Source organism: Methyloversatilis universalis EHg5, assembly GCF_000378945.1.
Taxonomy (GTDB): Bacteria; Pseudomonadota; Gammaproteobacteria; order Burkholderiales; family Rhodocyclaceae; genus Methyloversatilis; species Methyloversatilis universalis_A.
On the sequence record NZ_KB900539.1, the window covers coordinates 1,865,784 to 1,890,925 of the forward strand.

The following is a 25,142-nucleotide window of genomic DNA, read 5'->3' on the forward strand; positions in this document are numbered from 1 at the left end:
ATTTTTGCCCGCCTGTATCGCGCAAAGCCTTATGCACAGCGGTGGTGCGGGAAAGCGGACAGTTGTGGGGCACTGGTATACTTTCCCACGTTCGATGCACCCTTTCATGGCATGGGCATCGTTCCCGGCGCATGGCATGCTCCGCCGCCCCGGTTTCTCCTGTCCTTTTCTTCGCATGAGCGACTTTTCCCTTCCTTTTGCCCTGTTGCTGCTGGGCCAGCTGGCCACTCTGGTGCTGGTGATCGTGCTCGCGCTGCGCCTGCGCGGACTGGCGGCACGCGATGCCGATGCGGCGGACACCCAGCGCCGCACGCTGGAGGCGCTGCACGAGGGCCTGCAGCGCCAGACCGAACGCACCGTCAGCATGCAGGCCGAGGCGAATGAGCGGCTGCGCCGGACCACCTCGCTCGAACTGGCCGCCGCGCGCGACGCCATCGGTGCGCTGCGCACCGAACTGGTGGCGCAGACCGCCGCCACGCTGGCCGAACAGACCCGGGCGCAGCAGCAGGCGCTGCAGAACGGCCTGCAGAACGCCTCGGTGCAGCTCACCAGTTCGATCGAATCGCTCACCCGTACCGTGAACGAGCGGCTGGAAGGGCTGAGCGGCCGGGTGCACGAGCGGCTGGAAGAGGGCTTCCGCAAGACCAATGAAACCTTCGCCAGCGTGATGGCGCGGCTGGCCACCATCGATGAGGCGCAGAAGAAGATAGAAGGGCTGTCGTCCAGCGTGATGAGCCTGAACGAACTGCTGGGCGACAAGAAGGCGCGCGGCGCCTTCGGTGAGGTGCAGCTGGAGGCACTGGTGCGCAATGCGCTGCCGCCGGACGCTTTCGAGTTCCAGGCCACGCTGTCGACCGGCGTCCGGGTGGACTGCCTGCTCAGGCTGCCGGAGCCGACCGGCCGGGTGGCGGTGGATGCCAAGTTCCCGCTGGAGAACTACCACCGCATGTTCGCCGCCGACGCGGCCGAAGCCGACCGCCGGCAGGCGCAGACCGCCTTCCGCGCCGACGTGCGCAGGCACGTGGACGACATCGCCGCCAAATACATCATCGCCGACGAAACCTCGGACGGCGCAGTCATGTTTCTGCCGGCCGAGGCGGTGTTCGCCGAACTGCACGCCCACCACGCCGACGTGATCGCCCATGCGCAGGCGAAACGGGTGTGGATCGTGTCGCCCACCACGCTGATGGCGGTGCTGAACACCGCGCGCGCGGTGCTGAAGGACGTCGAGACCCGACGCCAGATCCACCTGATACGCGATGCGCTGGGCCGGCTCGCCAAGGATTTCACCCTGTTCGACCGACGCATGGAAAAGCTCGCTACCCACATCCGCCAGGCACACGAGGATGTGCAGGACGTCGCGGTGTCCAGCCGCAAGATCAGCCACCAGTTCGGCCGCATCGAGCGCGCCGAAGCCGACGCGCTGAAGGCGCTGGACGCGCCGGAGGAGGGCGCATGAACGCCGCCGTACAGCAGATCCTGCTCGCCGCGCCACTGTTCGTGCTGGTGTTCGTCGGCTACGGCATCGTGCATTGGGGCGGCTGGCCCAAGACCGCTGCCGACGCGCTCGCCAAGTTCGTGTTCACCATTGCGCTGCCGGCCATGCTGTTCCGGCTGATGAGTGGTTTCGCCAGCCTGCCGCCGGTCGATGTGCGGCTGCTGGCCGCCTTCTTCGGCGGCTGCCTCATCGTGTTCGTGCTCGGCCGCCTGGTGTCGGCCCGGCTGTTCCGGCTGGATGGCGTGTCGCAGTCGGTGTTTGCGCTGGGCGGCGTGTTCTCGAACAACGTGCTGCTGGGCCTGCCGCTCACCCGCATCCTGCTGGGCGACGACGCCATGCCGGCGGCTGCGCTGGTGGTGGTGTTCAACGCACTGACGCTGTGGACCCTGGTCACCGTGTCGGTCGAGTGGGCAAAGACGGGGGCGCCCACGCTGGCTGGCTTCGGCAAGACCGCGCGCGGCGTGCTGACCAATCCGCTGGTGGCGTCGATCCTGACCGGCACGCTGTTCAGCCTGACCGGGCTGCAGCTGCCATCGCTGATCGACCAGCCACTGAAAATGCTGGGCGACGCAGCGCTGCCGATGTCGCTGATCGCGCTTGGCATGGGTCTGGCGGAATTCGGCGTGCGCGAAGGCTGGCAGCAGAGCGTGAGCATCAGCGTGCTGAAGCTGCTTGCCCACCCGCTGGTCGTTTGGGGACTGGCGGTGCTGCTCGGCCTGCCGCCGGTGGAAACCCAGGCGGTGGTGCTGCTGGCGTCATTGTCGGTCGGCGCCAACGTCTATCTGATGTCGCGCCAGTTCCACGTGATGCAGGGGCCGGTGGCCAGCAGCCTGCTCATGTCCACCGCACTGGCGGCACTCACCACGCCGCTGATGATGGCGCTGGTCGCGGCGAGCCGTTGAGGGCAGGCGGCAGTTCGGTCATCGTGGCGCCGCGCCTGCCGAACGGGCCGGCTGTGCAAAGCCGGCCCTGTGCGAACGCAGTGAGTGTGGGGGCCGCGCCGCCCGCAGGGCCGCCCAAGGGCGGGGAGCCCCCTTGGGGGGCAGCGAACGCAGTGAGCGTGGGGGCTTCCCCTCAGTCCTCCGCGCTCGGCTTCAGCGCCGCCTTCACCGTCACCTCGTTCAGTGAGGGTTCGCACAGTTCGATGAAGCGGTAGGCGTAGCTGCGCAGATAGTGCTTGCGGCGCAGCGCGATCATCGTGGTGTTGGCGGCGAACAGGTGTTCGCTGTCGAGCAGGCGCAGCGCGTTGTCGCGCGCCGGATCGAAGGCGACCGAGGCGATGATGCCGGCGCCCAGGCCCAGTTCGACATAGGTCTTGATCACGTCGGCATCGAGTGCGGACATGACGATGTCCGGCAGCAGGCCGGCGCGGGCGAAGGTGGCATCGATGCGGGCGCGGCCGGTGAAGCCTTCGTGGTAGGTGACCACCGGATGTTCGACCAGCGCTTCCAGCGTGAGCGGCCTGACCGCTTCCAGCGGATGGCCGGCCGGCACGATGACCGAGTGGTGCCAGGAGTGGAAGGGGAAGGTGACCAGCTCGGGCGCCTCGGCCAGCGTTTCGGTGGCGATGCCGATATCCGCCTCGCCGTCGTGCAGCAGGTCCACGATTTCGCCCGGACTGGCCTGCAGCAGCACCAGATGCACTTTCGGAAACAGCCGCTTGAATTCGGTCACCACCCGCGGCAGCGCGTAGCGCGCCTGGGTATGCGTGGTGGCGATGCGCAGCTGGCCCTCGTCGCGGCGGGCGAACTGTTCGGCCAGCCGCTTGATGTTGCCGGCGTCGAGCAGCATGCGCTCGACGATCTCGACCAGTTCGCTGCCCGGCTCGGTCAGGCCGAGCAGGCGCTTGCCCTTGCGGACGAACAGCTCGACACCCAGTTCGTCCTCCAGATCCTTGATGTGCTTGCTCACGCCGGACTGCGACGTGAACAGCGCGTTGGCGACTTCGGTCAGGTTGAACTGCCGCCTGACGGTTTCGCGGATGATGCGCAGCTGCTGGAAATTCATCGTTCTTCTTTCTTTTTCATCAGGCCTTGCCGATGGCTCAACGCGCGAACACGCGCAGACGCTGCGGGTGCAGACGCACGGTCTGGCCTTCCTGCAGGGCCAGGGCCTCGACCCGCTCACGCGTCAGTTCGACCTCGAAATGCTGGCCGGTGGCGCCATTCAGGCCATCCAGCTCGACCCGCGCGGTGACGCCGAAGGACAGCACGCGTGCCACGCGTGCCGGTACGCCGTCGGTACCGGCCACATCGGTCACGATGTCCAGTTCATGCGGACGGGCGAAGGCGATCACCTCGTCGCCGTGCTTCAGGTCGGGTGCGGCGTGCCGCAGCACCTCGTCGCCGACGCGCACGCTCTGGCCATCCACATGGCCGCTGAAGTGGTTTACCGCGCCGAGAAAGCCATAGACGAAGGGCGTGCTCGGGTGGCGGTACACCTCTTCCGGCGTGCCGATCTGTTCCACCTTGCCGTGGTCCATCAGCACCACGCGGTCGGCCACCTCGAGCGCTTCCTCCTGGTCGTGGGTGACGAAGATCGAGGTGATGTGCAGTTCGTCGTGCAGCCGGCGCAGCCAGCGGCGCAGTTCCTTGCGCACCTTGGCGTCGAGCGCGCCGAACGGTTCGTCCAGCAGCAGCACGCGCGGTTCGACCGCCAGTGCACGGGCCAGCGCGATGCGCTGGCGCTGGCCGCCGGACAGCTGGGCCGGGAAGCGGTCGGCCAGCCAGTCCAGCTGCACCAGCTTGAGCAGATCATGCACCTTGGTGCGGATCACCTTTTCCGACGGCCGCTGGCTGCGCGGCTTCATGCGCAGGCCGAAGGCCACGTTGTCGAACACGCTCATGTGGCGGAACAGCGCGTAGTGCTGGAACACGAAGCCGACGTGGCGTTCGCGCACATGGGTGTCGGAGGCGTCCTCGCCGTCGAGCAGCACGCGGCCGCCGTCGGCCGATTCCAGGCCGGCGATGATGCGCAGCAGCGTGGTCTTGCCGCAGCCGGACGGGCCGAGCAGCGCGACCAGTTCGCCGGTCGGGAAGTCGAGCGACACGTCGCCGAGGGCCACGAAATCGCCGAAGGCCTTGTGGATGTTCTGGACCTGGATGCTCATTCTTCTTCCTTCACTTTCGAAGCTTGCCGTTCGACCCAGGTCTTGATGCCCAGGGTGACCAGTGCCAGCAGCGCGAGCAGCGACGCGACGGCGAAGGCGGCTGCGAACTGGTATTCGTTGTAGAGAATTTCGACATGCAGCGGCATGGTGTTGGTGAGGCCGCGGATGTGGCCGGACACCACCGATACCGCGCCGAACTCGCCCATCGCCCGCGCATTGCACAGGATGACGCCGTACAGCAGGCCCCATTTGATATTGGGCAGCGTCACGTACCAGAAGGTCTGCCAGCCGTTGGCGCCGAGCACCACCGCGGCTTCTTCCTCTTCCTTGCCCTGCGCCTGCATCAGCGGAATCAGTTCGCGGGCGATGAAGGGGAAGGTGACGAAAATGGTGGCCAGCACGATGCCGGGCACCGCGAAGATGATCTTCACGTCATGCCCCTGCAGCCAGGGACCGAACCAGCCCTGCGCACCGAATACCAGCACGTAGATCAGGCCGGCCACCACCGGCGACACCGAAAAGGGCAGGTCGATCAGCGTGATCAGCAGGTGCTTGCCGCGGAAGTTGAACTTGGTGATCGCCCATGCCGCAGCCACGCCGAAGGTGAGGTTCAGCGGTACTGCGATCACCGCGGCGATCAGCGTGAGCTTGATCGCCGACACCGCGTCCGGCTCGATCAGCGCGGCGAGGTAGGTGTCCCAGCCCTTGCGCAGCGCCTCGACGAATACCGCGATCAGCGGCATCAGCAGGAACAGCGTAAAGAAGGCCAGGGACACCGTGATCAGCGTCCATTTGAACCAGGCCGGCTCGCGGGTGGCGGCGCGGTTCTCGAAGCGGGCGGCAACATCGCCGCCGGCGTGCAGGGTCGTGGCGCCGGCCATCAGCGGTTCCTCCCGGTGGCTTTTTCGGTCCATGCCTGCAGGCCGTTGATGGCCAGCAGCAGCACGAAGGAGAACAGCAGCATGACGACCGCGATCGCGGTGGCGCCGGTGTAGTCGTACTGTTCGAGCTTGGTGATGATCATCAGCGGCGTGATTTCCGACACCATCGGAATGTTGCCGGCGATGAAGATGACCGAGCCGTATTCACCCACCGCGCGGGCGAAGGCCAGCGCGAAGCCGGTCAGCAGCGCCGGCAGCAGGATGGGCAGTGTCACGTGGCGGAAGGTCTGCCAGCGGCGCGCGCCCAGACTGGCTGCGGCCTCTTCCAGTTCGGTGTCCAGGTCTTCCAGGATGGGCTGCACCGTGCGCACCACGAAGGGCAGGCCGATGAACACCAGCGACACCAGCACGCCCAGCGGCGTGAAGGCCACCTTGATGCCCAGCGGTTCCAGCGCGGAACCCAGCCAGCCATTCGGCGCGTACAGCGCGGTCAGCGCGATGCCGGCCACCGCGGTCGGCAGCGCGAACGGCAGATCGATCAGCGCATCGACCAGCTTCTTGCCCGGGAAGGAGTAGCGCACCAGCGCCCAGGCCAGGCCCAGGCCGAACACCGCGTTGATCGCGGCGGCCAGCAGCGAGGCGCCGAAGGACAGCTTGTAGGAGGCGATCACGCGCGGCGTGGTGACCACGTCCCAGAACTGACTCAGGCCGAGCTGCGAAGTCTTCAGGAACACCGCGGACAGCGGGATGAGCACGATGATGCACAGATAGAACAGCGTGTAGCCCAGCGTCAGGTTGAAACCGGGCAGCACGTGGAAGGTGCGCCGGCTCATGGCTGGAGCTCCCGTGCGCGAGGGCGCGTCGGAGAGTGCATGGAGGTCGTCCCGAATCTTGATCGAGCCGACAGGTTAAGGACTCCCTTAAATTACTGGAAATAATAAGAAGTAATTTACTTAGCCGATTTCTGAATTTGACTGAGGAAAATGCACCGTTGTGGTGCATTCATAAGCACTGCATGAGGGCGTTTGAGTGTCAGGAAACTTTTTTTAATACAAGGTCTAAAGCCATCCCCGTTGCAGGTCGAGAAGCACCTATCTGCCCCTCGACCAAGGATTTGAGCAATGTTCGGACTGACCCGTGCCCGCAAAGACCTCGAAGCCCTGTCCGGCCTGCTGGCGGCCTGTCGTGACGGTGCCGGCCCGCTGGCCCGCCCGCCGGGTGGTCTGCCCGAGCCGCTGGCGGCTGCATTGCGTGGCCTGGCCGAGCGCGAAGCGCGGATGCAGGCCGAGCTGGACAGCCTGCGCGCACTGCCGGACACGGTGGCCCGGCTGCGCGACGAACTCGCGGCGGCCCGGTGGAGCGCGGATGAGGCCCAGGCCGAAGTCGGGCGCGTCGCGCGCGAAGGCTCGGCGGCACAGGACGAGGCCGCCCGTGAGCGCGCACAGGCCGATGTGCTGCGCGCCGACCTCGAACGGCGCGATCTGGCGCAGACCGCGCTGACCGAAGGCACCTGGACCTATTCCATCACCGACGGCAATCCGGACCACCCGGACAATGTGGTGCGCTGGTCGGACGAACTGCGCGGCCTGCTCGGCGCCAGCCGCAGCGATTTCCCGGACAGCTGGGACAGCTGGCTGGCGGTGCTGCATCCGGAGGACAAGAACCGGGTGATCGATGCCTTCAACGCCCATCTGACCGATGCCACCGGCCGCACGCCCTATGTCTGCGAATACCGGCTGCGCCATCGCGTGCGCGGTTACATCTGGTTCCGCGAGCGGGCGGTTACGGTGCGCGATGACAGCGGCCGTGCCACCCATTCCGCCGGCGCGCTGCGCGACATCAGCGACGAAAAGCAGGCGGCGGCACTGCAGCACGAACAGCAGCAGAAGATGGAAGACAGCATGCAGCAGATCCTGTCCATTTCCGGTGTCATCAACGAGATTTCGAAGCGCACCAACCTGCTGGCGCTGAATGCCAGCATCGAGGCGGCACGGGCCGGTGAAGTCGGTCGCGGTTTCGCGGTGGTGGCCGAAGAAGTGGCCAAGCTCGCGCTGCAGACCTCGAACGCCACCAATGAAATCGTCAAGATGGCGGAGCAGCAGCGCTCGCAGAGCGCCGTCAGCGCCTAGATCAGGCGAGCCGGGGCAGCAAAAAGAAAGGGCGTCCTCGCGGGCGCCCTTTCTTTTTGCTGCCGGAAACGTGCGCTCCGGGTCAGCTTTCGACCGTGCCGCCGATCAGCGCGGCGCTCTGCTGCAGACGCTGGAACAGAGCCAGGCCGTCCGGCCAGGCACCGTGACCGGAGTCGACGTTTACATGGCCGGCCTCGCCCAGATCCACCAGCTGGGCGCCCCAGCGTTCGGCCCAGGTGGCCGCGGACAGGAAGCGCATCCACGGATCGTTGCGGCTGGCCGCCACGACGGCGGCAAAGGGCAGGGCGGATGACGGGATGCGCGCGGTGACGCCGAACTTGTCCGGGCTGGCCGGCGCCACCAGCAGCGCACCGGCAATGCGCTCACCGACCTGCTGCGCCGCGACGACCGACGCCAGGCAGCCGAAGCTGTGCGCGATCAGCCACACCCGGCCAGTCGACGATTCGACCGCCTCGGCCACGCGGGTCGACCACAGCTCGATGTCGGGCTGCGCCCAGTCGGCCTGTTCGACGCGGCGTGCGCCGACCAGGGGCTCGATCCAGGTCTGCCAGTGTTCGGGGCCGCTGCCGTTCAGGCCGGGCACCACCAGTACGCTGTCCATCCTCTGTCCGTTCTGATCGCTTATTTCGTTGCGGCCACGCCGGCACTGCGCTTGGCCAGTGCGGTGTCCGACTTCAGCAGGTCGGCGGCGTCACCCATGATGCGGGCGGCTTCGTCCAGCAGCACATCGCGGGCAGCCTTGCGCGATTTTTCGGCCGCCAGTTCGCTGTCCAGGCCACGTTCGCCGGCCTGCAGGCCGTCGTCGCGCAGCACCGGCGCGTCTTCGGTGCCGTCCTTCACTTCGCTGCGCGCCTTCAGCTTCGCTTCCTGCGCTTCGCGCTCCTTGCGCCGGGCTTCGGCATTCAGCGAAATTTCGGTGCGCTTGCGCATCGCTTCGGCTTCGGCCAGGTCGTCCAGCAGGTCGCGGTAGCCGCGGTCCTGCGTGGTGCGTGCCTGGTGGCGGGCGGTCAGCATGGGCAGCAGTTCCTGCGGATGACCGACCGCGCGGTAGTCGGCGGGCGGAATCTGTATCCAGGGCAGCGGATTGTCGTAGCTCGATTCGCCGATGCGATCGTGGTCCATGGTGCGCGCCAGCGGCAGATCGGGCGTGACGCCGCGCAGCTGCGTGGTGCCACCATTCACGCGGAAGAACTGGGCGATGGTGAGCTTCAGTTCGCCGTAGGTCGGCTTGTCGCTCTTGGCCATTTCGTCCATGTCGAGCAGGGTCTGCACCGTGCCCTTGCCGAAGCTGGTTTCGCCGATCACCAGACCGCGGCCGTAGTCCTGGATGGCGGCCGCGAAAATTTCCGACGCCGATGCCGAAGCGCGGTTGATCAGCACGCCGAGCGGGCCGTCCCAGGCCACGCCGGCCTCGTTGTCCTGCTCGATGCGGATCTGGCCCTTGCCGTTGCGCTGCTGCACCACCGGCCCGCGGTCGATGAACAGGCCGGTCAGCCGCACCGCTTCGTCCAGCGAACCGCCGCCGTTGTTGCGCAGGTCGATCAGCAGCGCATCGACCTTGTCCGCCTTCAGTTCGGTGATCAGCTTCGCGACGTCGCGGCTGGCGCTGCGGAAGTCGGCGTCGGCGCGGGATTTCGCCTCCACGTCCTGATAGAAGGTGGGCAGCGTGATCACGCCCACCTTCTGGCCGCCGGATTCGATCACCGATTTGGCGGCGGCCTGCTTTTCCAGCTTGATGGTGTCGCGCACCATCTTCACCCGGGTGGGCTTCACGTCGGGGCCGGCGTCGGCCGGCAGGATGTCCAGCGCCACCACCGTGTCCTTGGTGCCACGGATGAGCTGCACCACGTCATCGACGCGCCAGCCGAGCACGTCGGCCATCGGCGTCTGTTCGTCCTTGGCCACACCGACGATGCGATCACCGATCTTGATCTTTTCCGAGCGCGCGGCCGGGCCGCCGGCCACCAGCTCACGGATGGTCACGTACTCGTCGCGTTCCTGCAGCACCGCACCGATGCCCACCAGCGACAGCTTCATGTTGATCGCGAAATCTTCGGCCGCGCGCGGGCCGAGATAGTTGGTGTGCGGCTCGATCGATTCGGCGTACGCGTTCATGAAGATCTGGAACACGTCGTCGCTCTTGATGCGCGCGGAATTGCTCAGCGCCTGGTCGTAGCGCTTGGTCAGCGTGTCGCGGATGGCGGCATCGTCCTTGCCGGCCAGCTTCAGCCTCAGCCAGTCGTTCTTCACCCGCTTGCGCCACAGCTCCTGCAGTTCGGCGCCGGTCTTCGCCCACGGCGCGTCGGTGCGCACGTACTGGTAGTTCTCGTCCTGCGTGAAATCGAAGCCCTTGGCGAGCAGGGCACGGGCTTCGCCCAGCCGCTCCTGCTGACGCTGCGCGTAGCGGGTGTAGATGGCGAACGGGGCGGCCAGATTCTGCTGCCGGATGGCGTCGTCCAGAAGCAGTCGCACCGAATTGAAAGTGTCGATGTCGGACTGCAGGAAGAACACCCGGTCCGGGTCCAGCGTCTTCAGATAGCGGTCGAGGATTTTCGACGACAGCGCGTCATCCAGCGGCACGTTCTGATAGTGGAAACGGGACATCAGTTCGGCGCTGGCCTGGGCCGCCAGGGCGTGGGCCTCCACCGGCTTCAGCGTCGGCACGGTCGGTGTTGCAGCCTGCAACGCCACCGGGGCGGGCAGCGCAAGGCTGATCAGCAGGACGACAAGGGCATTCAGTTTCATGGCGAAAACTCCGGCGCGGGCTGGACAAAAAATATGCGGTTGCGCCCGCAATCGACCGCTTGCGGGGTGGTTTGTTCGCAGCCAGCCGTGAAGATATCTGCTTTTTTCGCGCGCCGTGATGACCGGATGCTCAGGCTGCTGCCTCCGCCGGTGCGGCGTCTGCAGGCGACACCCTTGCCGGGTGTTCCTGCAGGAAGGCCTCGATTTCTGCCGCGGGCATCGGTCGGGCGATCAGATAGCCCTGCAGTTCGTCGCAATCCAGGTCCTTCAGCAATGCGGCCTGGCTGCGTGTTTCGACCCCTTCCGCCACCACCTGCATCTGCAGGCTGCGCCCCATGGACGCGACCGCCCGCACGATGGACGCGTTCTGTGAATCGGCTTCGAGGTCGGTCACGAATGAGCGATCGATCTTGATCTTGTCGAACGGGAAGCTCTGCAGATAGCTCAGCGAGGAGTAGCCGGTGCCGAAATCGTCCATCGCGATGCGTATGCCCATTTCCTTGAGTGCGGTGAGGGTGCGCAGCACCTCGTCGCGGTTGTCGATCAGCAGCGATTCGGTCACTTCCAGCTCCAGGCGCTCGCCCGGCAATCCGCTTTCGGTCAGTGCCCGCTGCACCATGTCGACCAGCCCGCGGCGACGGAACTGCACCGCCGACAGATTGACCGCCACGCTCAGCGGCTGTGACCAGCTGGCCGCCTCCATGCAGGCGCGACGCAGCACGAACTCGCCGATCGGCAGGATGAGGCCGGTTTCCTCCGCGACGGGGATGAAGTCCGCGGGCGAGATGTAGCCCAGTTCCGCATCGTTCCAGCGCACCAGCGCTTCGAACGCGACCGGATGTCCGTCACGGCTGCCCACCAGCGGCTGGAAGGCGATCTCCAGCGTTTCCGAGGTGATGGCGTGACGCAGCCGGAACTCGAGTCGACGGCGGGATTCGAGTGCGGCATCCATCTGTGCCTCGAAGAACCGGCAGGTGGCCTTGCCGTCAGCTTTGGCGCGATACATCGCGGTATCGGCGTTGCGCAGCAGGTCTTCGGTGGTGGCGCCATCGTCCGGGTAGAGTGCCACGCCGATCGAGGCGCTGATTGCGACTTCGGCGTCTGCCAGCCGGATCGGCGTCTGCAGGGTTTCGAGCAGGCGTTCCGCCAGCGCCATGGCCTGACGCGGCTGGGTGGTGAAGCTCTGCAGGATGGCGAACTCGTCACCTCCGAAGCGGGCCACCACATCGGCGTCCCGCAGTTCGCTCTGAATGCGTCGTGCCACCGTGCGCAGCAGTTCGTCGCCGGCGGCATGGCCATGCATGTCGTTGACCGTCTTGAAGCCGTCGAGATCGATGGCGAGGATGCCGAAACGCTCGTTGGTGCGCTGCGCATGGCCCATGGCCTTGTTTGCCAGTTCAAGAAACAGCCGGCGATTGGGCAGGTCGGTCAAGGGGTCGTGCAGGGCGAGGTGCGCGATGCGGGCCTCGGATTTCTTTCGTGTAGTCAGATCCCGGATGGCCAGCAGTTCGCCCTGCAGTCCGTCTGCCAGCTTGATGTGGCGCCGTGATACCTCAGCCGGAAAGTACGCGCCCTGGGCATTGAGCAGCGAGAGCTCGAAAGCGCGTTCGTCGTCGATCGGTTCCTTCATCCGCGCGATGCCTGCGGCGTCCAGGAGCGTATCCAGGCGTGTGGCGGCGGCCACCGGTCCGTTCAGCCCGAACATGGCACGCGCGGCCGCGTTCGCGTCGACGATCAGGCCGTCACGGTGCACCAGCAGACCTTCAAGCGCTCCGTCGGCCAGCGTGCGGAAACGTTCGGCTTCGCTGGCCAGCCGGCTGGCGATGCGCTGGTCGACAATGGCTGCGGTAATGCCGATCAGCAGAACCACCAGTGCGGCCACGGTCACCGCGATTGCCAGTGCGCTGCGTGACATGCCGGCAGCGTCCGCGGCCAGCGGGCTGAGTTCCAGGCGTACCGCACCCATGCCCGTGAAATGAAGGGTGACCGTCATGGCCACGAACAGCGCGGCGGCGAGCGTGCGCGCGTGCGCATCCGCCAGACGCCGTCCGACCCACATCGATGAGATGCCGAGGGCGATGCTCAGCAGCACCGAGATGATCACCAGATCGACGTCGTAGCTCAGGTGGCCCGGAAAGCGCAGTGCGGCCATTCCCGCATAGTGCAGGGCGGCGACGCCGCTGCCGAGCAGCACTCCACCGGCGATTGCGCCACGGGCGCGCCGCTGCCCGCCATGAGCCACTCGTACGCTGAAGCCGATGATGAAGACGCCGATGAGATAGGACAGAAGCGTGAGCCCCGGGTCGTAGCTCATCGGGAGCGTGGTCCGGAAGGCCAGCATGGCGAGAAAGTGCGTCGCCCAGACGGTCGATCCTGCGTTGATCGCCAGCAGCGCTATCCAGGCGCCGGCCCGCCCGCTGGAGGCGATGCGTGTTGCCACCAGCGAACTCGCAGCAGCGCCGAAGGCACAGATGATGGCGGCCAGCACGACCAGATAGGGGTCGTGATCAACGGTGATGCAGTCGAGAACTCGGTACATCGGGCAGAACTCCGGGGCGCGTACATCGGGGTGTTCCGATCACGCGCCGATCAAGTGGGGCAGGTCGGGTCGGAGTGACTATCGACCCGGCCGTCCCGGGCTTGAATGCAAAGTCATGCGTGCAGTACGGCCGATGCCAAATCGGACACGGTCCATCCTGTTCGGGGCGGTGCGTGCGGCCCTAGGGAAACACTGATTTAACCCCGTCCCCGTAGAATGCCCCGGTCATCCCGATAGGCGCAACCATCCAGATGAAACAGCAAACCAGCTTCGCCGATCTCGAGTACTCGGCGCGTCGCAAGCCGACGCGGCGGGAGAAGTTTCTGACCGACCTGGATCGTCTGGTGCCGTGGTCGCAGCTGGTGGCATTGATCGAGCCGCACTACTACCGCGGCGAGCGCGGTCGTCCGCCGGTCGGGCTGGAAACGATGCTGCGCATGTATCTGTGCCAGAACTGCCTGGGCCTGTCGGACGAAGGAATTGAAGATGCCATCGTCGACAGCATCGCGGTGCGTCGCTTCGTGGGCATCGACCTGATCGAGCGTCAGGCACCCGATGCCACCACGCTGCTGAAATTTCGCCGCCTGCTCGAACGTCACGAGATGCCGGTGCGCATCTTCGCGCTGATCCGCGAACAGCTCGGTCAGCAAGGGCTGATCCTGCGCGAAGGCACGATCGTCGACGCCACCTTGATCGCTGCGCCCCCCTCGACGAAGAACAAGGAGGGCGAGCGCGACCCCGACATGCACCAGACGAAGAAGGGCAAGCAGTGGTATTTCGGCATGAAAGCGCATATCGGTACGGATGCGCACACCGGCATCGTTCATTCGCTTGCCGCCACGGCGGCGAACGCGTCCGACGTGAGCCAGACGCACAAGCTGCTGCATGGTGAGGAGAAGCACGTGCATGCCGACGCTGGTTACCAGGGTGCAGGCAAGCGTCCCGAACTGAAGGACTGCCCGGCCGAATTCGTGATCGCACGCCGGCGTTCGACTTACAAGAGGCTGGACAAGACGGACCCGAGACGCCAACTCATCGAGAAGGCGGAGCACGCCAAGGCGAGCATCCGCTCGAAGGTCGAGCACGCATTCCATGTGGTGAAGAACCTGTTCCGGCATCGCAAGTGCCGCTACAAGGGTTTGGCGAAGAACACGGCGCAGTTGCATGTGCTGTTCGCGATGGCGAATCTGGTGCTGTCGCAGAGAAGTCTGTGCGCGCCCTACAGGACAGGTGCGTCCTGAGGGCGAGAAATCGGAGCGATGAGCTCCGAAAGGGCCTCGGGTCGATGATTCGGGGCTGAAAAAGAGCCGAAATTCGATGTCATGACGATGCGAATTTCGGAGTTGCTGCCTCACGGACGAAAAATCCCGGAAGGGTGGCTTTGATCAGCGTTTCCCTAGGCGTGCCCGGACGTGTCCGCTTGCCGAGGCGTGCGTGGCGGGAACCCTGCCCGCCACGCCGGCCCGCTCAGCGCACGCTGATCTGGTCGAACACGCCGCCGTCGGCGAAGTGGGCCTTCTGGGCCTTCTGCCATCCGCCGAACTCGGCGTCGATGGTGAAGAGTTTCACCGGGGCGAAGGTCTTGGCGTACTTGGCGGCGACCTTGGGGTCGATCGGGCGGTAGTAGTTCTGGGCCGCGATTTCCTGGCCTTCCGGGCTGTACAGGTATTCCAGGTAGGCGGTGGCCACGGCGCGGGTGCCGCGCTTGTCGACCACTTTGTCGACCACGCTGACCGGCGGTTCGGCCAGGATGGACAGCGAGGGGGTGACGATTTCGAACTTGTCCGGGCCCAGCTCCTTCACCGCCAGATAGGCCTCGTTCTCCCAGGCGATGAGCACATCACCGATGCCGCGCTCGACGAAGGTGGTGGTCGAACCGCGGGCGCCGGAATCGAGCACCTTCACGTTGGCGAACAGCTTTTTCACGAACTCCTTCGCGGTGGCGTCCGAGCCGCCCGGCTGCTTGGCCGCGTAGGCCCAGGCGGCGAGGTAGTTCCAGCGGGCGCCGCCCGAGGTCTTGGGGTTGGGGGTGATGACCTCGATGCCCGGCTTGACCAGATCGTTCCAGTCCTTCAGGTGCTTGGGGTTGCCCTTGCGCACCAGGAACACGATGGTGGAGGTGTAGGGAGAGGCGTTGTGGGGCAGGCGCTTCTGCCAGTCGGCGGGGATGAGCTTGCCGTTGTCGTGCAGGGCATCGACGTCGTAGGCCAGCGCGAGGGTGACCACGTCGGCTTCGAGGCCGTCGATGACCGAGCGGGCCTGTTTGCCGGAGCCGCCGTGGGACTGCTTGATGGTGACGTTGTCGCCGGACTTGGCCTTCCAGTGCTTGGCGAAGGCGGCGTTGAAGTCCTGATAGAGCTCGCGGGTCGGGTCGTAGGACACGTTGAGCAGGGTGATGTCGGCGGCCAGGGCGCTGCCGGCGAGAGCGGTGCCGAGCAGCAGGCTGGCGGCGAGGGTACGCAGGGCGGTTTTCATGGTGGGGCTCCGTGTGCGGGTCAGTCGATGCGATGGATTGCACTGTAGGGAGCCGCCCGGGCGATGCGAACCAAGAAGAAATGCGTTGCTTAGATCATTGTCTTTGCAGAGCTTATTCCGCCGGTGAATATGCGGTGCGCGCTGCCGCCACGGGTGCTTCGGTCAGTGCCGCGAAGCCCCTGCGCACCGCGGCGTGGAAGCGCGCTTCCAGTTCCGCATGGCTGCCGCGCATCGCCGCCACCACCTCGCCCGACCACGACAGATAGCGCACGCGCCGCTCCAGCGGCCAGTCCTGCGGCGGGCTGTCGATCACGTCGCGCACGTTGGCGATCTTGTCGGCCAGCCGTACCAGACGCGCCGGCGGGCTGTAGTCGCGCGCCAGCAGCACCTGCATCGCCTTGCGCTCCGGTTTGGGCAAGGTCATGTCGTCGCTCAGTTCGACGACGATGGCGGCGACCCGCGGGCCGAAATGTCGCTGCAGCTCCGCTTCGCTGGTGTCGGTGTCTTCCAGCGTGTCGTGCAGCAGTGCGGCCATCAGTGTTTCGGTGTCCTGCACGCCGCCTTCGCTGGCCAGGATGGTGGCGACCGCGATCGGGTGATGGATGTAGGGCGCCCGGTCTGCGCTCTTGCGGGTCTGGCCCTGGTGCTTCTGCGCGGCGAAGGACAGCGCCTCCAGCAGCGCCGCGGACGCGAACGGCGGCGTCATGCGGCCGCTCCGCGCGTGTCGGGGGCGTAGCCCATGTCGGCCGCGATCCGCTGCAGCGAAGGCAGCACCCGTTCGATCTTCCCGGCGTGCGCGTGCTGGCGCCACTTCTCCAGTCTGATCTCGAACATCGGGTCATAGGGCTTGTCGAGCAGTGAGGCGGCGTGGGCGCGGATGCGGGCGTCGAAGGGCAGCTCAAGTCGGTCGAAGATGTCGAACAGCCCGTCGGTCGGGTTGCGAACGATGTCTTCGTAGAACACCTCTATCCATTGGTCCGGTGCGATCGCGGCCTTCGCGTTCAGGATGTCGCGGTGGATGGCTTCGTACTGGAAGGCGCATACCTCTTCGACCGGCGCTTTCAGATAGTCGCGCCAGCCGCGTGGCAGGTAGTGGCACCAGCGGGTCAGGCGGCCGCCGTCCACCTCGACCTGCGCCGGCAGTTCGCGCGCCCAGTTGCCGAAGCGCTCAGGCCGGTGCCAGCCCTCGATCATCGAATTGAGCGTGTCGCCCGGATTGCGCTTGATGTAGACGAAGGTGGCGTCCGGAAACAGCGCGTGCAGATAGGGCACCGCCAGACCGTGCTGGTTGTTCTTGTCGACGAAGCGGGTACGGCCGGTATGCGCGTAGAAGTAGCGGGTGATCAGGTCGCGGTCGCTGTCGCGGGCGTCGGTGGCGTCCAGCACATGGCTGTCCCAGTCCTTGTGTGCCGGGTGGTGCAGGCGGTCCCACACCGCGTAGATTTCCCGGTTCAGCGAGCCGATGGCCGACGATTCGGTCAGCGTCTTGTACAGCATCTGGGTGCCCGAGCGGCTGCCGCTCACCACGAATACCGGCCGCTCTGCGCGCAGCCGGGTGCGGTCCCACCAGGCGCCGCGCAGGTCGGTGAGCGTTTTCTTCGCGTGGTGACGGACGGTCTTGTCCACCTTGAACCAGAACTGGGCCACGGCGTTCTGTCCCATTGCGGTGTCTCCGGCGCTCATGCGTGGAACAGCGGCTGGCCCGCCTTCAGTTCGGCGCTGATCATGTCCTGCACGATGCCGCGCACATACCAGTCGGGCAGCGGCTCACCGCGCAGCAGCGAATCGCGTACCCGGGTGCCGCTGATTGCCTGCGCATCGTCGTGCAGGCCGCTTTCGTAGGCGCCGGTGGTCGGGTTGTAGCCGATGGCGTCGAAGAACACCGGCGTGATGCCGGTGTCGCCCAGTTCGTCGAACAGTGCGCGGTAGCTGCGGTCGTCGTAGAAATCGCCGACGCCGGCGTGGTTGCGGCCGACGATGAAATGGCTGCAGCCGATGTTCTTGCGGCAGATCGCGTTGAACACCGCTTCGCGCGGACCGGCGTAGCGCGGGTAGGTGGCCAGTGCGCCCAGCAGCACCTTGCCGGCCGGGTACAGGCCGAAGTCGATCAGCATCTGGTAGCTGCGCAGGATGGGGCGCGGCAGGAAGTCGCCCGGCTTCTTCGGGCCGATCACCGGATTGATGAACAGGCCGTCGGCATTGGTGCGCTCCAGCGCCTGCAGCTGCAGGTGTTCATGCCCGCGATGGCTGATGTTGCGGCCGTGGAAAGCCACCACCTTGCTCCAGCCCTTGTGCGCGAAGATGAAACGGCTCTGCCGCGGGGTGAGTTCGAATTCGCGCCAGGGTGAAGGCCGCTCCTCGATCAGCGTGATGGCACCGGCGACGAAGTGATCGCCGTTGCGGTGCAAGCGGGCCACCCCCGGGTGCTCGGTGGAGGCGGTGCCGAAAGCCAGGCGGCCGATTTCGTCCAGATCGTGGCGATACACCTCGCTCACGTCGATCACCGCATGGGCGTGGCCGGCGTCGTCGGTCAGCACCCGGCGCTGCCCGGCGGCCAGCGTGCGGGCGCGTTCGGCGTCCACCTGCAGCAGCACCGGCACGGTCCAGGCCGCACCGTCCGGCAGCCGCTTGCGATGCAGCACGCTGGTCAGCGTTTCGCGGTCCATGAAGCCGGTCAGCGGCGAGAAGGTGCCGACGCCGATCTGGTGGGCGTCCAGCAGGTCGGTGTCGCGCACGGTCAGTCGCGGCAGCGTGTCGAGGTCGGCGATGGCCGAAGCCGGACTCACCCGGCTCACCAGCGCGCCGCCGTGCGGCTCGATCAGCAGCGAGGTCGGGTCGGTCGGCACATAGGCCAGACCTTCGTGATGCGGCGCCGGGGTGCGCGCATTGAGCACGCGGAATTCGCGGATGAGCTTCACGATCATGGCGACGCAACCCACCGGGTCCTTGCCGATCGCGGTTTCGGCTGCCAGCACCAGACCGTCGGCGCCGTCGAGCAGGGTGTTGATCACGTCATTCACTTCGGCCCGGGTCGGTCGCGGCGCGGTGATCATCGACTCCAGCAGGTTGGTGGCGACATACACCTTGCGCCGGTGCGCCTGGCCGCGCGCGATGATGAGCTTCTGCAGCGCCGGGATGCGCTCGATCGGCTCCTGCCGCGACAGGTCGCCGCGGTCGATCAGCAGCGCGTCCGACTTTTCGGAAATCTCGTCCAGATTGATCAGGCCGTTGCGGCACTCGATCTTGGAAATGAGGAAGGTGTCGTCGCCGACCAGCGCCCGCACCTGATCAACATCGCTGCCGCGATTGGCGAAGGACAGCGCCACGTGGCGGATGCCGACCGAGCGGCCGTATTCCAGCGCGGCGACGTCCTTGGCGGTCAGCGTGTCGAGGGCGATGTCGCGTTCCACGGTGACCGCCTTGTTCTGACCGATCACGCCGCCGTGCAGCACCCGCATCGCCACCTCGGTGTCGTCGCGCGAAATCACCTGCACCAGCACCGAATTGAAATCGATGCTGATGAAGTCACCGACCTCCAGCTTGTCGATCACGTCGTCCGGATAGAGATTGAAGTTGAACGCATCGCCCGGCACGCGCAGCTTGTGCGCATGCACGATGCTGTTCTCGCGTACCGCGATTTCGCCATTCAGCATGTCGCCGGTGCGGATCTGCGCGCCTTCGGTGTCGAGGCAGATCGGCACCGCGCTGCGGCTGCGGATGTAGTCGATCACGCGCGGCAGATCCTGCAGCTTGGTGTGCGACAGGTTGATGCGGAAAAGATTGACGCCCAGTTCCTCCAGCCGCGCGAGCACGCGGTCGTTCAGTGAGGCGGGGCCGAGGGTGCAGAGGATTTCCTTGTCGGGTGCGGTCATGGTGTCGTGTCCTGTCGTGATCGGTCGGTGCGCCACGGATGCCGGATGAATGCCGCCCGGAGATCCGGTCGCATCGGGCAGGCGCGCCATTGCGGGGGGTGTCGCAAGAGGTGTGCCACGCGCAGGACATGAAGATTTCGTGACGCAGTCGTCACTTTCCGGATGGAGGTGTGACCGATGCACGGAATGCCTGTGGCCGTCGCCACAGGGCTGTGGGCGACGCTGCGCGAATCGGCACACCGCCTGCTGTTTCGTGAGCAATGCCATATGAGTGGAAGAGGCGAAGCCCGGATCGCGCAAGCGGCGTCTGCGCGCAGGGTGGGTTGCCTCGCACGCGCTGTCGGGCGCCCGTCTGCGCGCAACGACTCGATGCGCGCAGCGGTGCGCGGACATGGCGGTCAGCGCCTGCATGCAGGCCAGGAATGGGCAGAAGGTGAAAGGGAATGCGCTGTGCGTGGCTGCACAGCGCGGGCGCGTCAGCGCTCGGCGGCTGCGGTGTCGATCAGGCCGTGGCGCTTGAGCAGCGTGCGCAGTACGTAGCGCGAGATCGACAGCGCGTCGGCGGCATGCACCTGATTGCGCTGGCTGGCGTCGAAGGCGGTGGTGACCACCAGTCTTTCCAGCGTGTCGTACAGCGCGGGCGCGCCGCGTGCCATCAGGCCGCGCAGGTCGCGCTCGATGCGTGCCAGCAGCTGTTCCGGCGCCTCTTCGGCTGCCGGGCCGGAGGGCGCGCAGCTGGCGCCGGCCAGCCTGAGGTCTTCGAGGTCGATGCGGCCGTTGCGGCTCACGATGAGCGCGTAGTGCACCACGTTCTCGAGTTCGCGGATATTGCCCGGCCAGTCGTAGGCCACCAGCGCATCGCGCGCCTGTGGCGTGATGCCCACGCCCTCTATGCCCAGGCGCAGGCCGTACAGTTCGATGAAGTAATCGATCAGCGGCGGAATGTCGCCACGCCGCTCGCGCAGCGGCGGCAGCGAAATCGGCGCCACATTGAGCCGGTAATAGAGGTCGGAGCGGAAACGCCCGGCCTGTACCGCGCGCCAGAGGTCGACATTGGTGGCGGCCACCAGCCGCACATCGACCGGCAGCGGTGCCCGGGCGCCGAGCCGCACCACCTGGCGCTCCTGCAGCACCCGCAGCAGTTTCACCTGCAGTGCCTGCGGCATGTCGCCGATCTCGTCGAGGAACAGCGTGCCGCCGTCGGCCGCTTCGAACCAGCCGGCGCGCGCGTGGGTGGCGCCGGTGTAGGCGCCGGCCTCATGGCCGAACAGTTCGGCGTCGATCAGCGATTCGCTCAGCGCACCGCAGTTCACCGCGACGAAGGGGCCGCTGCGGCCGCTCACCGCGTGGATGTGGCGGGCAACCAGCTCCTTGCCGGTACCGGTTTCGCCGATCACCATCGCGGTGACGTCGCGCGCGGCGATGCGTTCGATGTCGCCCAGCAGCGACAGCGAAGCCGCGTCCTCGAACACCAGTGCCGAGGCGCGTATCGACAGCGACCGCTCGCCCGGACGGGGGAAGGTGAGCCGGCGGCCGGGCAGGGTGGCGAGGTTCTGGGTCATGGCGGCAGCCGGACGCGCAGGGCGTCCGGCTCGGTCGGATCAGCGGCGGGTGACGATCTGGTCGTACAGCGCGCCGTCGGCGAAATGGGCTTTCTGCACCGCATCCCAGCCGCCCAGCCTGCCTTCCACCGTGAAGGTGCGGATGGCCGGGAACTGCGCAGCGTACTTCTTCAGCACGGCTTCGTTGCGCGGGCGGAAATGGTGCTTCGCGATGATGTCCTGGCCTTCCGGCGAGAACAGGTACTGCAGATAGGCTTCCGCCTGCTTGCGGGTACCGCGCTTGTCCACCACCTTGTCCACCAGCGACACCGGTGCGGCTGCTTCGACCGACAGCGACGGATAGACGATGTCGAACTGGTCACCGCCGACTTCCTTGTCCAGCAGCACCGCCTCGTTCTCGAAGGTGATGAGCACGTCGCCGATGCCGCGCTGGGTGAAGGTGGTGGTGGCGCCGCGGCCGCCGCCATCCAGCACCGGCACGTTGGCGAACAGCTTGCTCACGAAGTCCTTCGCGGCGGCTGCGTCGTCGTTGTGCTTCGACAGGGCGTAGCCCCAGGCGGCGACATAGGTGTAGCGGCCGTTGCCCGAAGTTTTCGGGTTGGGCACGATGACCTGCAGGCCCGGCCGCACCAGGTCGGACCAGTCCTTGATCGCCTTCGGGTTGCCCTTGCGCACCAGGAACACCGTGGTCGTGGTGTAGGGCGCGGCGTCGTTCGGCAGGCGCTTGCGCCAGTCCGGCGACACCAGATTGTTCTTCACCAGGATGTCGATGTCCGGCGACTGGTTCATCGTGATCACGTCCGCTTCCAGACCACCGATCACCGCACCGGCCTGCTTGCTCGAGCCGCCGTGCGACTGGTTCAGCGTCAGCGTCTCGCCGGTCTTGCCCTTCCACTGCGCGATGAACGCCGGGTTGATGTCCTTGTACAGCTCGCGCGCGACGTCGTAGCTCACGTTGAGCAGCGTGGTGTCGGCGTGCGCCGGCAGGGCGGCGGTCAGCAGCGACAGGAGGGCGGCCGATATCAGGGTTCTGCGACGGATGGACATGAGGACTCCGGAAAGGGGTGAGCGATGCAGCTTAGGCGCGAGTGCTGAGCGCGTGAAGTAACAAGAAACGATGTACTTATTACTCTTCTGAATAAGCAAGCCGGTCGGCGGTGATCACGGCCGGCTGCGGCCGACCCAGCGCGTGGCCCTGGGCCAGGGCCACGCCGGCGTCGCGCAGCCGTGGCGTCAGCCCGTCCTGCCCGACCCGCTTCACGATGAGCTGAATGCCATGGCGGGCGCACAGATCGGCATGGCGGCCGATATCGCGCAGCGTGTCGTCGCGGCCGCCGTCCAGTTTCACGAAATCCGGCCGCACGTGACGTACCAGTTCGCCGATCTGTTCGCCGCGCGCCAGATTCACGCCCACCCGGTAACCGTTGTAGCGGTAGTTCAGCAGCACGTAGGCGAGCAGCGAGAAATCGCTGCTCATCGCCTCCGGCGACTCGATCACGATGCGGCGGCGCTCGATGTCCAGCGCCGACAGCACCCGGCCGAAGGCGCTGCCGTGGTCTTCGCCCACCGCCAGCATGAGCCGGCCGTGCACGTTCAGGAACAGGCTGGCGTCGTTGTCGGCGCTGCCGAAGTAGTTCAGCACGTGCAGCGTGCGGCACAGCCGGTCCAGTTCGATCAGCGCTTCATCGCTGGCAGCGTTGGCAAACAGGTTCCAGGGCGACAGGTCGCCGCCGGTTTCGTCGAAGGAGCGGATGAAAGCTTCGTGGCCGATGCCGCGTCCGGTTTCGAGATCGATCAGGGGCTGGAATACCGACGACAGGCTGCTGCGCAGGAAGCGGCCGGCCACCCGGCTTTCGGGTGTGATCCATACCGCCTGCGCACCGTCGGCGGTGCGCGGCAGCGCGTGCAGATAGCGTTCGAGTGCAGACGGGGCGGTCGCGACCGTGTTCATGGTGTCCTCCGCAGGGTGCTGACGGCGTCCGCCGTCATTCGATCAGGATGTAGGTGCTGTACAGCAGTGCGATGCCCAGGCTGAACACGATTGCGGCCAGCACCTTGTCGACCAGCGGAATGGGCTGAGCGGGCAGGGCCGGTTCCGGCGGCGATTCGATTCGTCGCGGCGTGTCCTTGCCCTCGGCATGACCGGGGCGTGAAAGATCCGGGCTGTTCATGGGCCGACTGTAGTGCGCCTGCCAGGCCCGCCCAACCAATCAATTCTGCTGAGCTTATGCAGCGCCGCTTAGCGGAAATCCTGCAGTGCTTTTCATGGATTGGATCTGAAATTCAATTGGTTTGAGTGCGGGGTGGCGGCCGATAGATTGGCGTCACCGCAGCGGCTGCCGACGCAGCGACGCGGTGCCGGTCCGGCGTGGCGCGATGAGGTGCTCTTCCTCCGCAGGCCCCGGGCCGCGATGTCCTGTCGAGGAGGAATGAAAATGACTGCAGCAATCCAGGGCGCAACGGCGTCCGCAACCCGCCCGGCGGTGCTCGACGCGCCGCCGCTGTCCATCGCCCGTGAGCGGGCCGAACACGACGCGCTGCTCTACGCCGGTGGCGTCACGCCGGAACAGGCCTGGGCGCTGGTGAGCGCCGGCGACGCGGTGCTGGTCGATGTGCGCACCGCGGAAGAACGCAAGTTCGTCGGCCATGTGCCGGGCAGCGTGCACGTGGCCTGGGCCACCGGCACCTCGATGACCCGCAACCCGCGCTTCGTGAAGGAACTGGAAACCCGCGTCGGCAAGGACGTGGTCATCCTGCTGCTGTGCCGCAGCGGCAAGCGTTCCGCGGCCGCGGCCGAAGCGGCGGCCAAGGCCGGATTCCGCCATGTGTTCAATGTGCTCGAAGGTTTCGAGGGCGAACTGAATGCCGACGGCCAGCGCCGCAACAGTGGCGGCTGGGTAGTGCGCAGCCTGCCCTGGCAGCAGGACTGAAGGTCTCGCGGCGGCCGCCGGGCGGCTGCCTTCAATCACCCGGCAACGGAGATCCCGCATGACGCTCAAGAAAGGCGGCCTCACAAGGGCGGTCGAATCCGAAGGTTCCTGGCAGCTCGATCGCATCGTGACCGAGCTGCGCGACATCCGTGCGCGCTGGCGTGGCGCGCAGCAGCGCCAGACCGAATGCGGCGCGCGCGAATTCCCATCGCGCGACGCGCTGCGCGACATTGCCGAGGCGCTGTGCGCCGCGCTGTTCCCGATGCGGCTGGGTCCGTCCGACCTGCATCAGGAGAGCGAGGATTTTTTCATCGGCTACACGCTGGACGCCGCGCTCAACGGCCTGCTGCATCAGGTCAGGCTGGAACTGCGCTACGACGCCCGCCGCGCGAATACGCCGCAGACCGAGGTCGATGCGCTGGCGCGCACCATCGTCGCCGAATTCGCGCTGGCGCTGCCGGCACTGCGCGCGCTGCTCGATACCGACGTGCTGGCCGCCTACCAGGGCGACCCGGCCGCGCGCAGCGTGGACGAAGTGCTGCTGTGCTACCCGGGCGTGATCGCGGTCATCCATCACCGCATTGCGCACCGGCTGTATGCGCTGGGCGCGCCGCTGGTGGCCCGCATCATCGCCGAAGCCGCGCATTCGGACACCGGCATCGACATCCATCCGGGCGCGCAGATCGGCGCCGGCTTCTTCATCGACCACGGCACCGGTGTGGTGATCGGCGAAACCGCGGTGATCGGCGAACGGGTGCGGCTGTACCAGGCGGTCACGCTCGGCGCCAAGCGCTTTCCGGCCGACGAGGAAGGCACGCTGCAGAAGGGTTTGCCGCGGCACCCGCTGGTCGAGGACGACGTGGTCATCTACGCCGGCGCCACCATTCTGGGCCGGGTCACGATAGGGCGCGGTTCGACCATAGGCGGCAATGTGTGGCTCACCCGCAGCGTACCGGCCGGCAGCCATATCACCCAGGCCAGTTCCCAGCACACCAGCGTGCTGCCTGCCGAGCTGGCGGCGTCATGAGCCCGCGTCCGGTCGTACTGCCGCCGGCGGTGGCGGACGCGCTCACCCGCCGCTTCGGCCGCGCGGTGCGCGAGGTGCGCGAAGCCCGCGGCTGGTCACAGGAAGCGCTGGCCGAGCGCGCAGAGCTGAACCGCTCCTATCTCGGTGAAGTGGAACGTGGCGGTGCCATGCCCTCGCTGGCCACCGTGGCCAAGCTCGCTTTTGCGCTCGATCTGCCCACCTCTCATCTGCTGGCCCGCTGCGAAGCGGGCAGTGCGCTGCTGGCCGAACCCGGCCGCGCTGCCGGCTGGCCGGCGGCGGAGCAGGCGTCCGCATGAAGCACGCGCAGCCGGCATTGATGGCTATAGCCGGTTG

General features: G+C 66.6%; 22 protein-coding genes. 7 read left to right on the plus strand and 15 right to left on the minus strand.

The genetic code is table 11. From position 1 onward, the window contains the following. Window positions 1-175 precede the first annotated feature (175 nt). Both METUNV2_RS0108740 and METUNV2_RS0108745 read left to right on the plus strand, forming a co-directional pair. Window positions 176-1,459, plus strand: a complete 1,284-nt coding sequence (locus METUNV2_RS0108740; protein ID WP_026188003.1) for a DNA recombination protein RmuC — start codon at window positions 176-178, stop codon at window positions 1,457-1,459. After that, window positions 1,456-2,400 carry an AEC family transporter gene (locus tag METUNV2_RS0108745; RefSeq protein ID WP_018229093.1) on the plus strand — a complete coding sequence of 315 codons (945 nt, stop codon included), beginning with the start codon at window positions 1,456-1,458 and terminating at the stop codon, window positions 2,398-2,400. Before METUNV2_RS0108740 ends, METUNV2_RS0108745 begins: the two co-directional genes overlap by 4 nt. A gap of 172 nt (window positions 2,401-2,572) precedes the next feature. Here the strand turns inward: METUNV2_RS0108745 and METUNV2_RS0108750 are convergent, their stop codons facing one another. Genes METUNV2_RS0108750 through cysT form a run of 4 tightly spaced genes read right to left on the minus strand, consistent with a single transcriptional unit; the run spans window position 2,573 to window position 6,321 of the window. Next, a complete protein-coding gene (locus tag METUNV2_RS0108750) occupies window positions 2,573-3,505 on the minus strand; it encodes a CysB family HTH-type transcriptional regulator (protein ID WP_018229094.1) in 933 nt (310 codons plus the stop codon). A gap of 37 nt (window positions 3,506-3,542) precedes the next feature. Then, window positions 3,543-4,607 carry a sulfate/molybdate ABC transporter ATP-binding protein gene (locus METUNV2_RS0108755; RefSeq protein ID WP_018229095.1) on the minus strand — a complete coding sequence of 355 codons (1,065 nt, stop codon included), beginning with the start codon at window positions 4,605-4,607 and terminating at the stop codon, window positions 3,543-3,545. Next, complete coding sequence (gene cysW, locus METUNV2_RS0108760) at window positions 4,604-5,488, minus strand: sulfate ABC transporter permease subunit CysW (RefSeq protein ID WP_018229096.1); 885 nt, start codon at window positions 5,486-5,488, stop codon at window positions 4,604-4,606. Before cysW ends, METUNV2_RS0108755 begins: the two co-directional genes overlap by 4 nt. Then, the gene (gene cysT, locus METUNV2_RS0108765) at window positions 5,488-6,321 is read right to left on the minus strand and encodes a sulfate ABC transporter permease subunit CysT (RefSeq protein ID WP_018229097.1); all 834 of its coding nucleotides are present in this window, start codon (window positions 6,319-6,321) and stop codon (window positions 5,488-5,490) included. Before cysT ends, cysW begins: the two co-directional genes overlap by 1 nt. Before the next feature lie 288 nt (window positions 6,322-6,609). On the opposite strand from cysT, the gene METUNV2_RS20220 reads away from it, so the two are divergent. Further along, entirely contained in the window at window positions 6,610-7,617 is a 1,008-nt protein-coding gene (locus METUNV2_RS20220; protein ID WP_018229098.1) for a methyl-accepting chemotaxis protein, read from the plus strand. Window positions 7,618-7,699: 82 nt separating this feature from the next. Here the strand turns inward: METUNV2_RS20220 and METUNV2_RS0108775 are convergent, their stop codons facing one another. The 3 genes from METUNV2_RS0108775 to METUNV2_RS0108785 form a co-directional block, all read right to left on the minus strand. After that, window positions 7,700-8,239: an RBBP9/YdeN family alpha/beta hydrolase gene (locus METUNV2_RS0108775; protein WP_018229099.1), complete on the minus strand. Its 540-nt coding sequence runs from the start codon at window positions 8,237-8,239 to the stop codon at window positions 7,700-7,702. 20 nt (window positions 8,240-8,259) lie between these two features. Beyond that, complete coding sequence (locus tag METUNV2_RS0108780) at window positions 8,260-10,383, minus strand: carboxy terminal-processing peptidase (protein ID WP_018229100.1); 2,124 nt, start codon at window positions 10,381-10,383, stop codon at window positions 8,260-8,262. Between the two features lie 130 nt (window positions 10,384-10,513). Then, entirely contained in the window at window positions 10,514-12,922 is a 2,409-nt protein-coding gene (locus METUNV2_RS0108785; RefSeq protein ID WP_018229101.1) for a bifunctional diguanylate cyclase/phosphodiesterase, read from the minus strand. A gap of 251 nt (window positions 12,923-13,173) precedes the next feature. Here METUNV2_RS0108785 and METUNV2_RS0108790 point away from each other — a divergent pair, with 251 nt between their 5' ends. Continuing rightward, window positions 13,174-14,163 carry an IS5 family transposase gene (locus METUNV2_RS0108790; protein ID WP_018227468.1) on the plus strand — a complete coding sequence of 330 codons (990 nt, stop codon included), beginning with the start codon at window positions 13,174-13,176 and terminating at the stop codon, window positions 14,161-14,163. A gap of 226 nt (window positions 14,164-14,389) precedes the next feature. On the opposite strand, the gene METUNV2_RS0108795 is transcribed toward METUNV2_RS0108790, so the two are convergent. The 8 genes from METUNV2_RS0108795 to METUNV2_RS0108830 all read right to left on the minus strand — a co-directional run bounded on the left by METUNV2_RS0108795 (window position 14,390) and on the right by METUNV2_RS0108830 (window position 23,002). After that, on the minus strand, window positions 14,390-15,397 hold the full coding sequence (locus METUNV2_RS0108795; protein WP_018229102.1) for a sulfate ABC transporter substrate-binding protein: 1,008 nt from the start codon (window positions 15,395-15,397) through the stop codon (window positions 14,390-14,392). Window positions 15,398-15,509: 112 nt separating this feature from the next. Next, window positions 15,510-16,103, minus strand: coding sequence for an HD domain-containing protein (locus METUNV2_RS0108800; RefSeq protein WP_018229103.1), 594 nt, complete (start codon window positions 16,101-16,103; stop codon window positions 15,510-15,512). Further along, entirely contained in the window at window positions 16,100-17,059 is a 960-nt protein-coding gene (locus tag METUNV2_RS0108805; RefSeq protein WP_018229104.1) for a sulfotransferase family protein, read from the minus strand. The genes METUNV2_RS0108800 and METUNV2_RS0108805 overlap by 4 nt, the downstream gene beginning before the upstream one ends. 17 nt (window positions 17,060-17,076) lie before the next feature. After that, window positions 17,077-19,269, minus strand: coding sequence for a pyruvate kinase (locus METUNV2_RS19360; RefSeq protein WP_018229105.1), 2,193 nt, complete (start codon window positions 19,267-19,269; stop codon window positions 17,077-17,079). A 476-nt stretch (window positions 19,270-19,745) separates the two neighbouring features. After that, the gene (locus METUNV2_RS0108815; RefSeq protein WP_018229106.1) at window positions 19,746-20,831 is read right to left on the minus strand and encodes a sigma-54 interaction domain-containing protein; all 1,086 of its coding nucleotides are present in this window, start codon (window positions 20,829-20,831) and stop codon (window positions 19,746-19,748) included. A 39-nt stretch (window positions 20,832-20,870) separates the two neighbouring features. After that, window positions 20,871-21,878, minus strand: a complete 1,008-nt coding sequence (locus tag METUNV2_RS0108820) for a sulfate ABC transporter substrate-binding protein (protein WP_018229107.1) — start codon at window positions 21,876-21,878, stop codon at window positions 20,871-20,873. Between the two features lie 79 nt (window positions 21,879-21,957). After that, window positions 21,958-22,782, minus strand: a complete 825-nt coding sequence (locus tag METUNV2_RS0108825) for an EAL domain-containing protein (protein ID WP_018229108.1) — start codon at window positions 22,780-22,782, stop codon at window positions 21,958-21,960. A gap of 34 nt (window positions 22,783-22,816) precedes the next feature. Then, on the minus strand, window positions 22,817-23,002 hold the full coding sequence (locus tag METUNV2_RS0108830; RefSeq protein WP_018229109.1) for a hypothetical protein: 186 nt from the start codon (window positions 23,000-23,002) through the stop codon (window positions 22,817-22,819). A gap of 264 nt (window positions 23,003-23,266) precedes the next feature. Between METUNV2_RS0108830 and METUNV2_RS0108835 the strand changes: the two genes are divergently transcribed. Genes METUNV2_RS0108835 through METUNV2_RS0108845 form a run of 3 tightly spaced genes read left to right on the plus strand, consistent with a single transcriptional unit; the run spans window position 23,267 to window position 25,105 of the window. Next, window positions 23,267-23,761: a rhodanese-like domain-containing protein gene (locus METUNV2_RS0108835; protein ID WP_018229110.1), complete on the plus strand. Its 495-nt coding sequence runs from the start codon at window positions 23,267-23,269 to the stop codon at window positions 23,759-23,761. A gap of 58 nt (window positions 23,762-23,819) precedes the next feature. Next, the gene (gene epsC / locus METUNV2_RS0108840; protein ID WP_018229111.1) at window positions 23,820-24,788 is read left to right on the plus strand and encodes a serine O-acetyltransferase EpsC; all 969 of its coding nucleotides are present in this window, start codon (window positions 23,820-23,822) and stop codon (window positions 24,786-24,788) included. Beyond that, window positions 24,785-25,105, plus strand: coding sequence for a helix-turn-helix domain-containing protein (locus METUNV2_RS0108845; protein WP_018229112.1), 321 nt, complete (start codon window positions 24,785-24,787; stop codon window positions 25,103-25,105). Before epsC ends, METUNV2_RS0108845 begins: the two co-directional genes overlap by 4 nt. Window positions 25,106-25,142: the final 37 nt, after the last annotated feature.

Bases quoted from the DNA above. Each gene is read 5' to 3' on its own strand.
- METUNV2_RS0108740 (WP_026188003.1), top strand. From the start codon at position 176: ATGAGCGACTTTTCCCTTCCTTTTGCCCTGTTGCTGCTGGGCCAGCTG.
- METUNV2_RS0108745 (WP_018229093.1), top strand. From the start codon at position 1,456: ATGAACGCCGCCGTACAGCAGATCCTGCTCGCCGCGCCACTGTTCGTG.
- METUNV2_RS0108750 (WP_018229094.1), bottom strand. From the start codon at position 3,505: ATGAATTTCCAGCAGCTGCGCATCATCCGCGAAACCGTCAGGCGGCAG.
- METUNV2_RS0108755 (WP_018229095.1), bottom strand. From the start codon at position 4,607: ATGAGCATCCAGGTCCAGAACATCCACAAGGCCTTCGGCGATTTCGTG.
- cysW (WP_018229096.1), bottom strand. From the start codon at position 5,488: ATGGCCGGCGCCACGACCCTGCACGCCGGCGGCGATGTTGCCGCCCGC.
- cysT (WP_018229097.1), bottom strand. From the start codon at position 6,321: ATGAGCCGGCGCACCTTCCACGTGCTGCCCGGTTTCAACCTGACGCTG.
- METUNV2_RS20220 (WP_018229098.1), top strand. From the start codon at position 6,610: ATGTTCGGACTGACCCGTGCCCGCAAAGACCTCGAAGCCCTGTCCGGC.
- METUNV2_RS0108775 (WP_018229099.1), bottom strand. From the start codon at position 8,239: ATGGACAGCGTACTGGTGGTGCCCGGCCTGAACGGCAGCGGCCCCGAA.
- METUNV2_RS0108780 (WP_018229100.1), bottom strand. From the start codon at position 10,383: ATGAAACTGAATGCCCTTGTCGTCCTGCTGATCAGCCTTGCGCTGCCC.
- METUNV2_RS0108785 (WP_018229101.1), bottom strand. From the start codon at position 12,922: ATGTACCGAGTTCTCGACTGCATCACCGTTGATCACGACCCCTATCTG.
- METUNV2_RS0108790 (WP_018227468.1), top strand. From the start codon at position 13,174: ATGAAACAGCAAACCAGCTTCGCCGATCTCGAGTACTCGGCGCGTCGC.
- METUNV2_RS0108795 (WP_018229102.1), bottom strand. From the start codon at position 15,397: ATGAAAACCGCCCTGCGTACCCTCGCCGCCAGCCTGCTGCTCGGCACC.
- METUNV2_RS0108800 (WP_018229103.1), bottom strand. From the start codon at position 16,103: ATGACGCCGCCGTTCGCGTCCGCGGCGCTGCTGGAGGCGCTGTCCTTC.
- METUNV2_RS0108805 (WP_018229104.1), bottom strand. From the start codon at position 17,059: ATGGGACAGAACGCCGTGGCCCAGTTCTGGTTCAAGGTGGACAAGACC.
- METUNV2_RS19360 (WP_018229105.1), bottom strand. From the start codon at position 19,269: ATGACCGCACCCGACAAGGAAATCCTCTGCACCCTCGGCCCCGCCTCA.
- METUNV2_RS0108815 (WP_018229106.1), bottom strand. From the start codon at position 20,831: ATGACCCAGAACCTCGCCACCCTGCCCGGCCGCCGGCTCACCTTCCCC.
- METUNV2_RS0108820 (WP_018229107.1), bottom strand. From the start codon at position 21,878: ATGTCCATCCGTCGCAGAACCCTGATATCGGCCGCCCTCCTGTCGCTG.
- METUNV2_RS0108825 (WP_018229108.1), bottom strand. From the start codon at position 22,782: ATGAACACGGTCGCGACCGCCCCGTCTGCACTCGAACGCTATCTGCAC.
- METUNV2_RS0108830 (WP_018229109.1), bottom strand. From the start codon at position 23,002: ATGAACAGCCCGGATCTTTCACGCCCCGGTCATGCCGAGGGCAAGGAC.
- METUNV2_RS0108835 (WP_018229110.1), top strand. From the start codon at position 23,267: ATGACTGCAGCAATCCAGGGCGCAACGGCGTCCGCAACCCGCCCGGCG.
- epsC (WP_018229111.1), top strand. From the start codon at position 23,820: ATGACGCTCAAGAAAGGCGGCCTCACAAGGGCGGTCGAATCCGAAGGT.
- METUNV2_RS0108845 (WP_018229112.1), top strand. From the start codon at position 24,785: ATGAGCCCGCGTCCGGTCGTACTGCCGCCGGCGGTGGCGGACGCGCTC.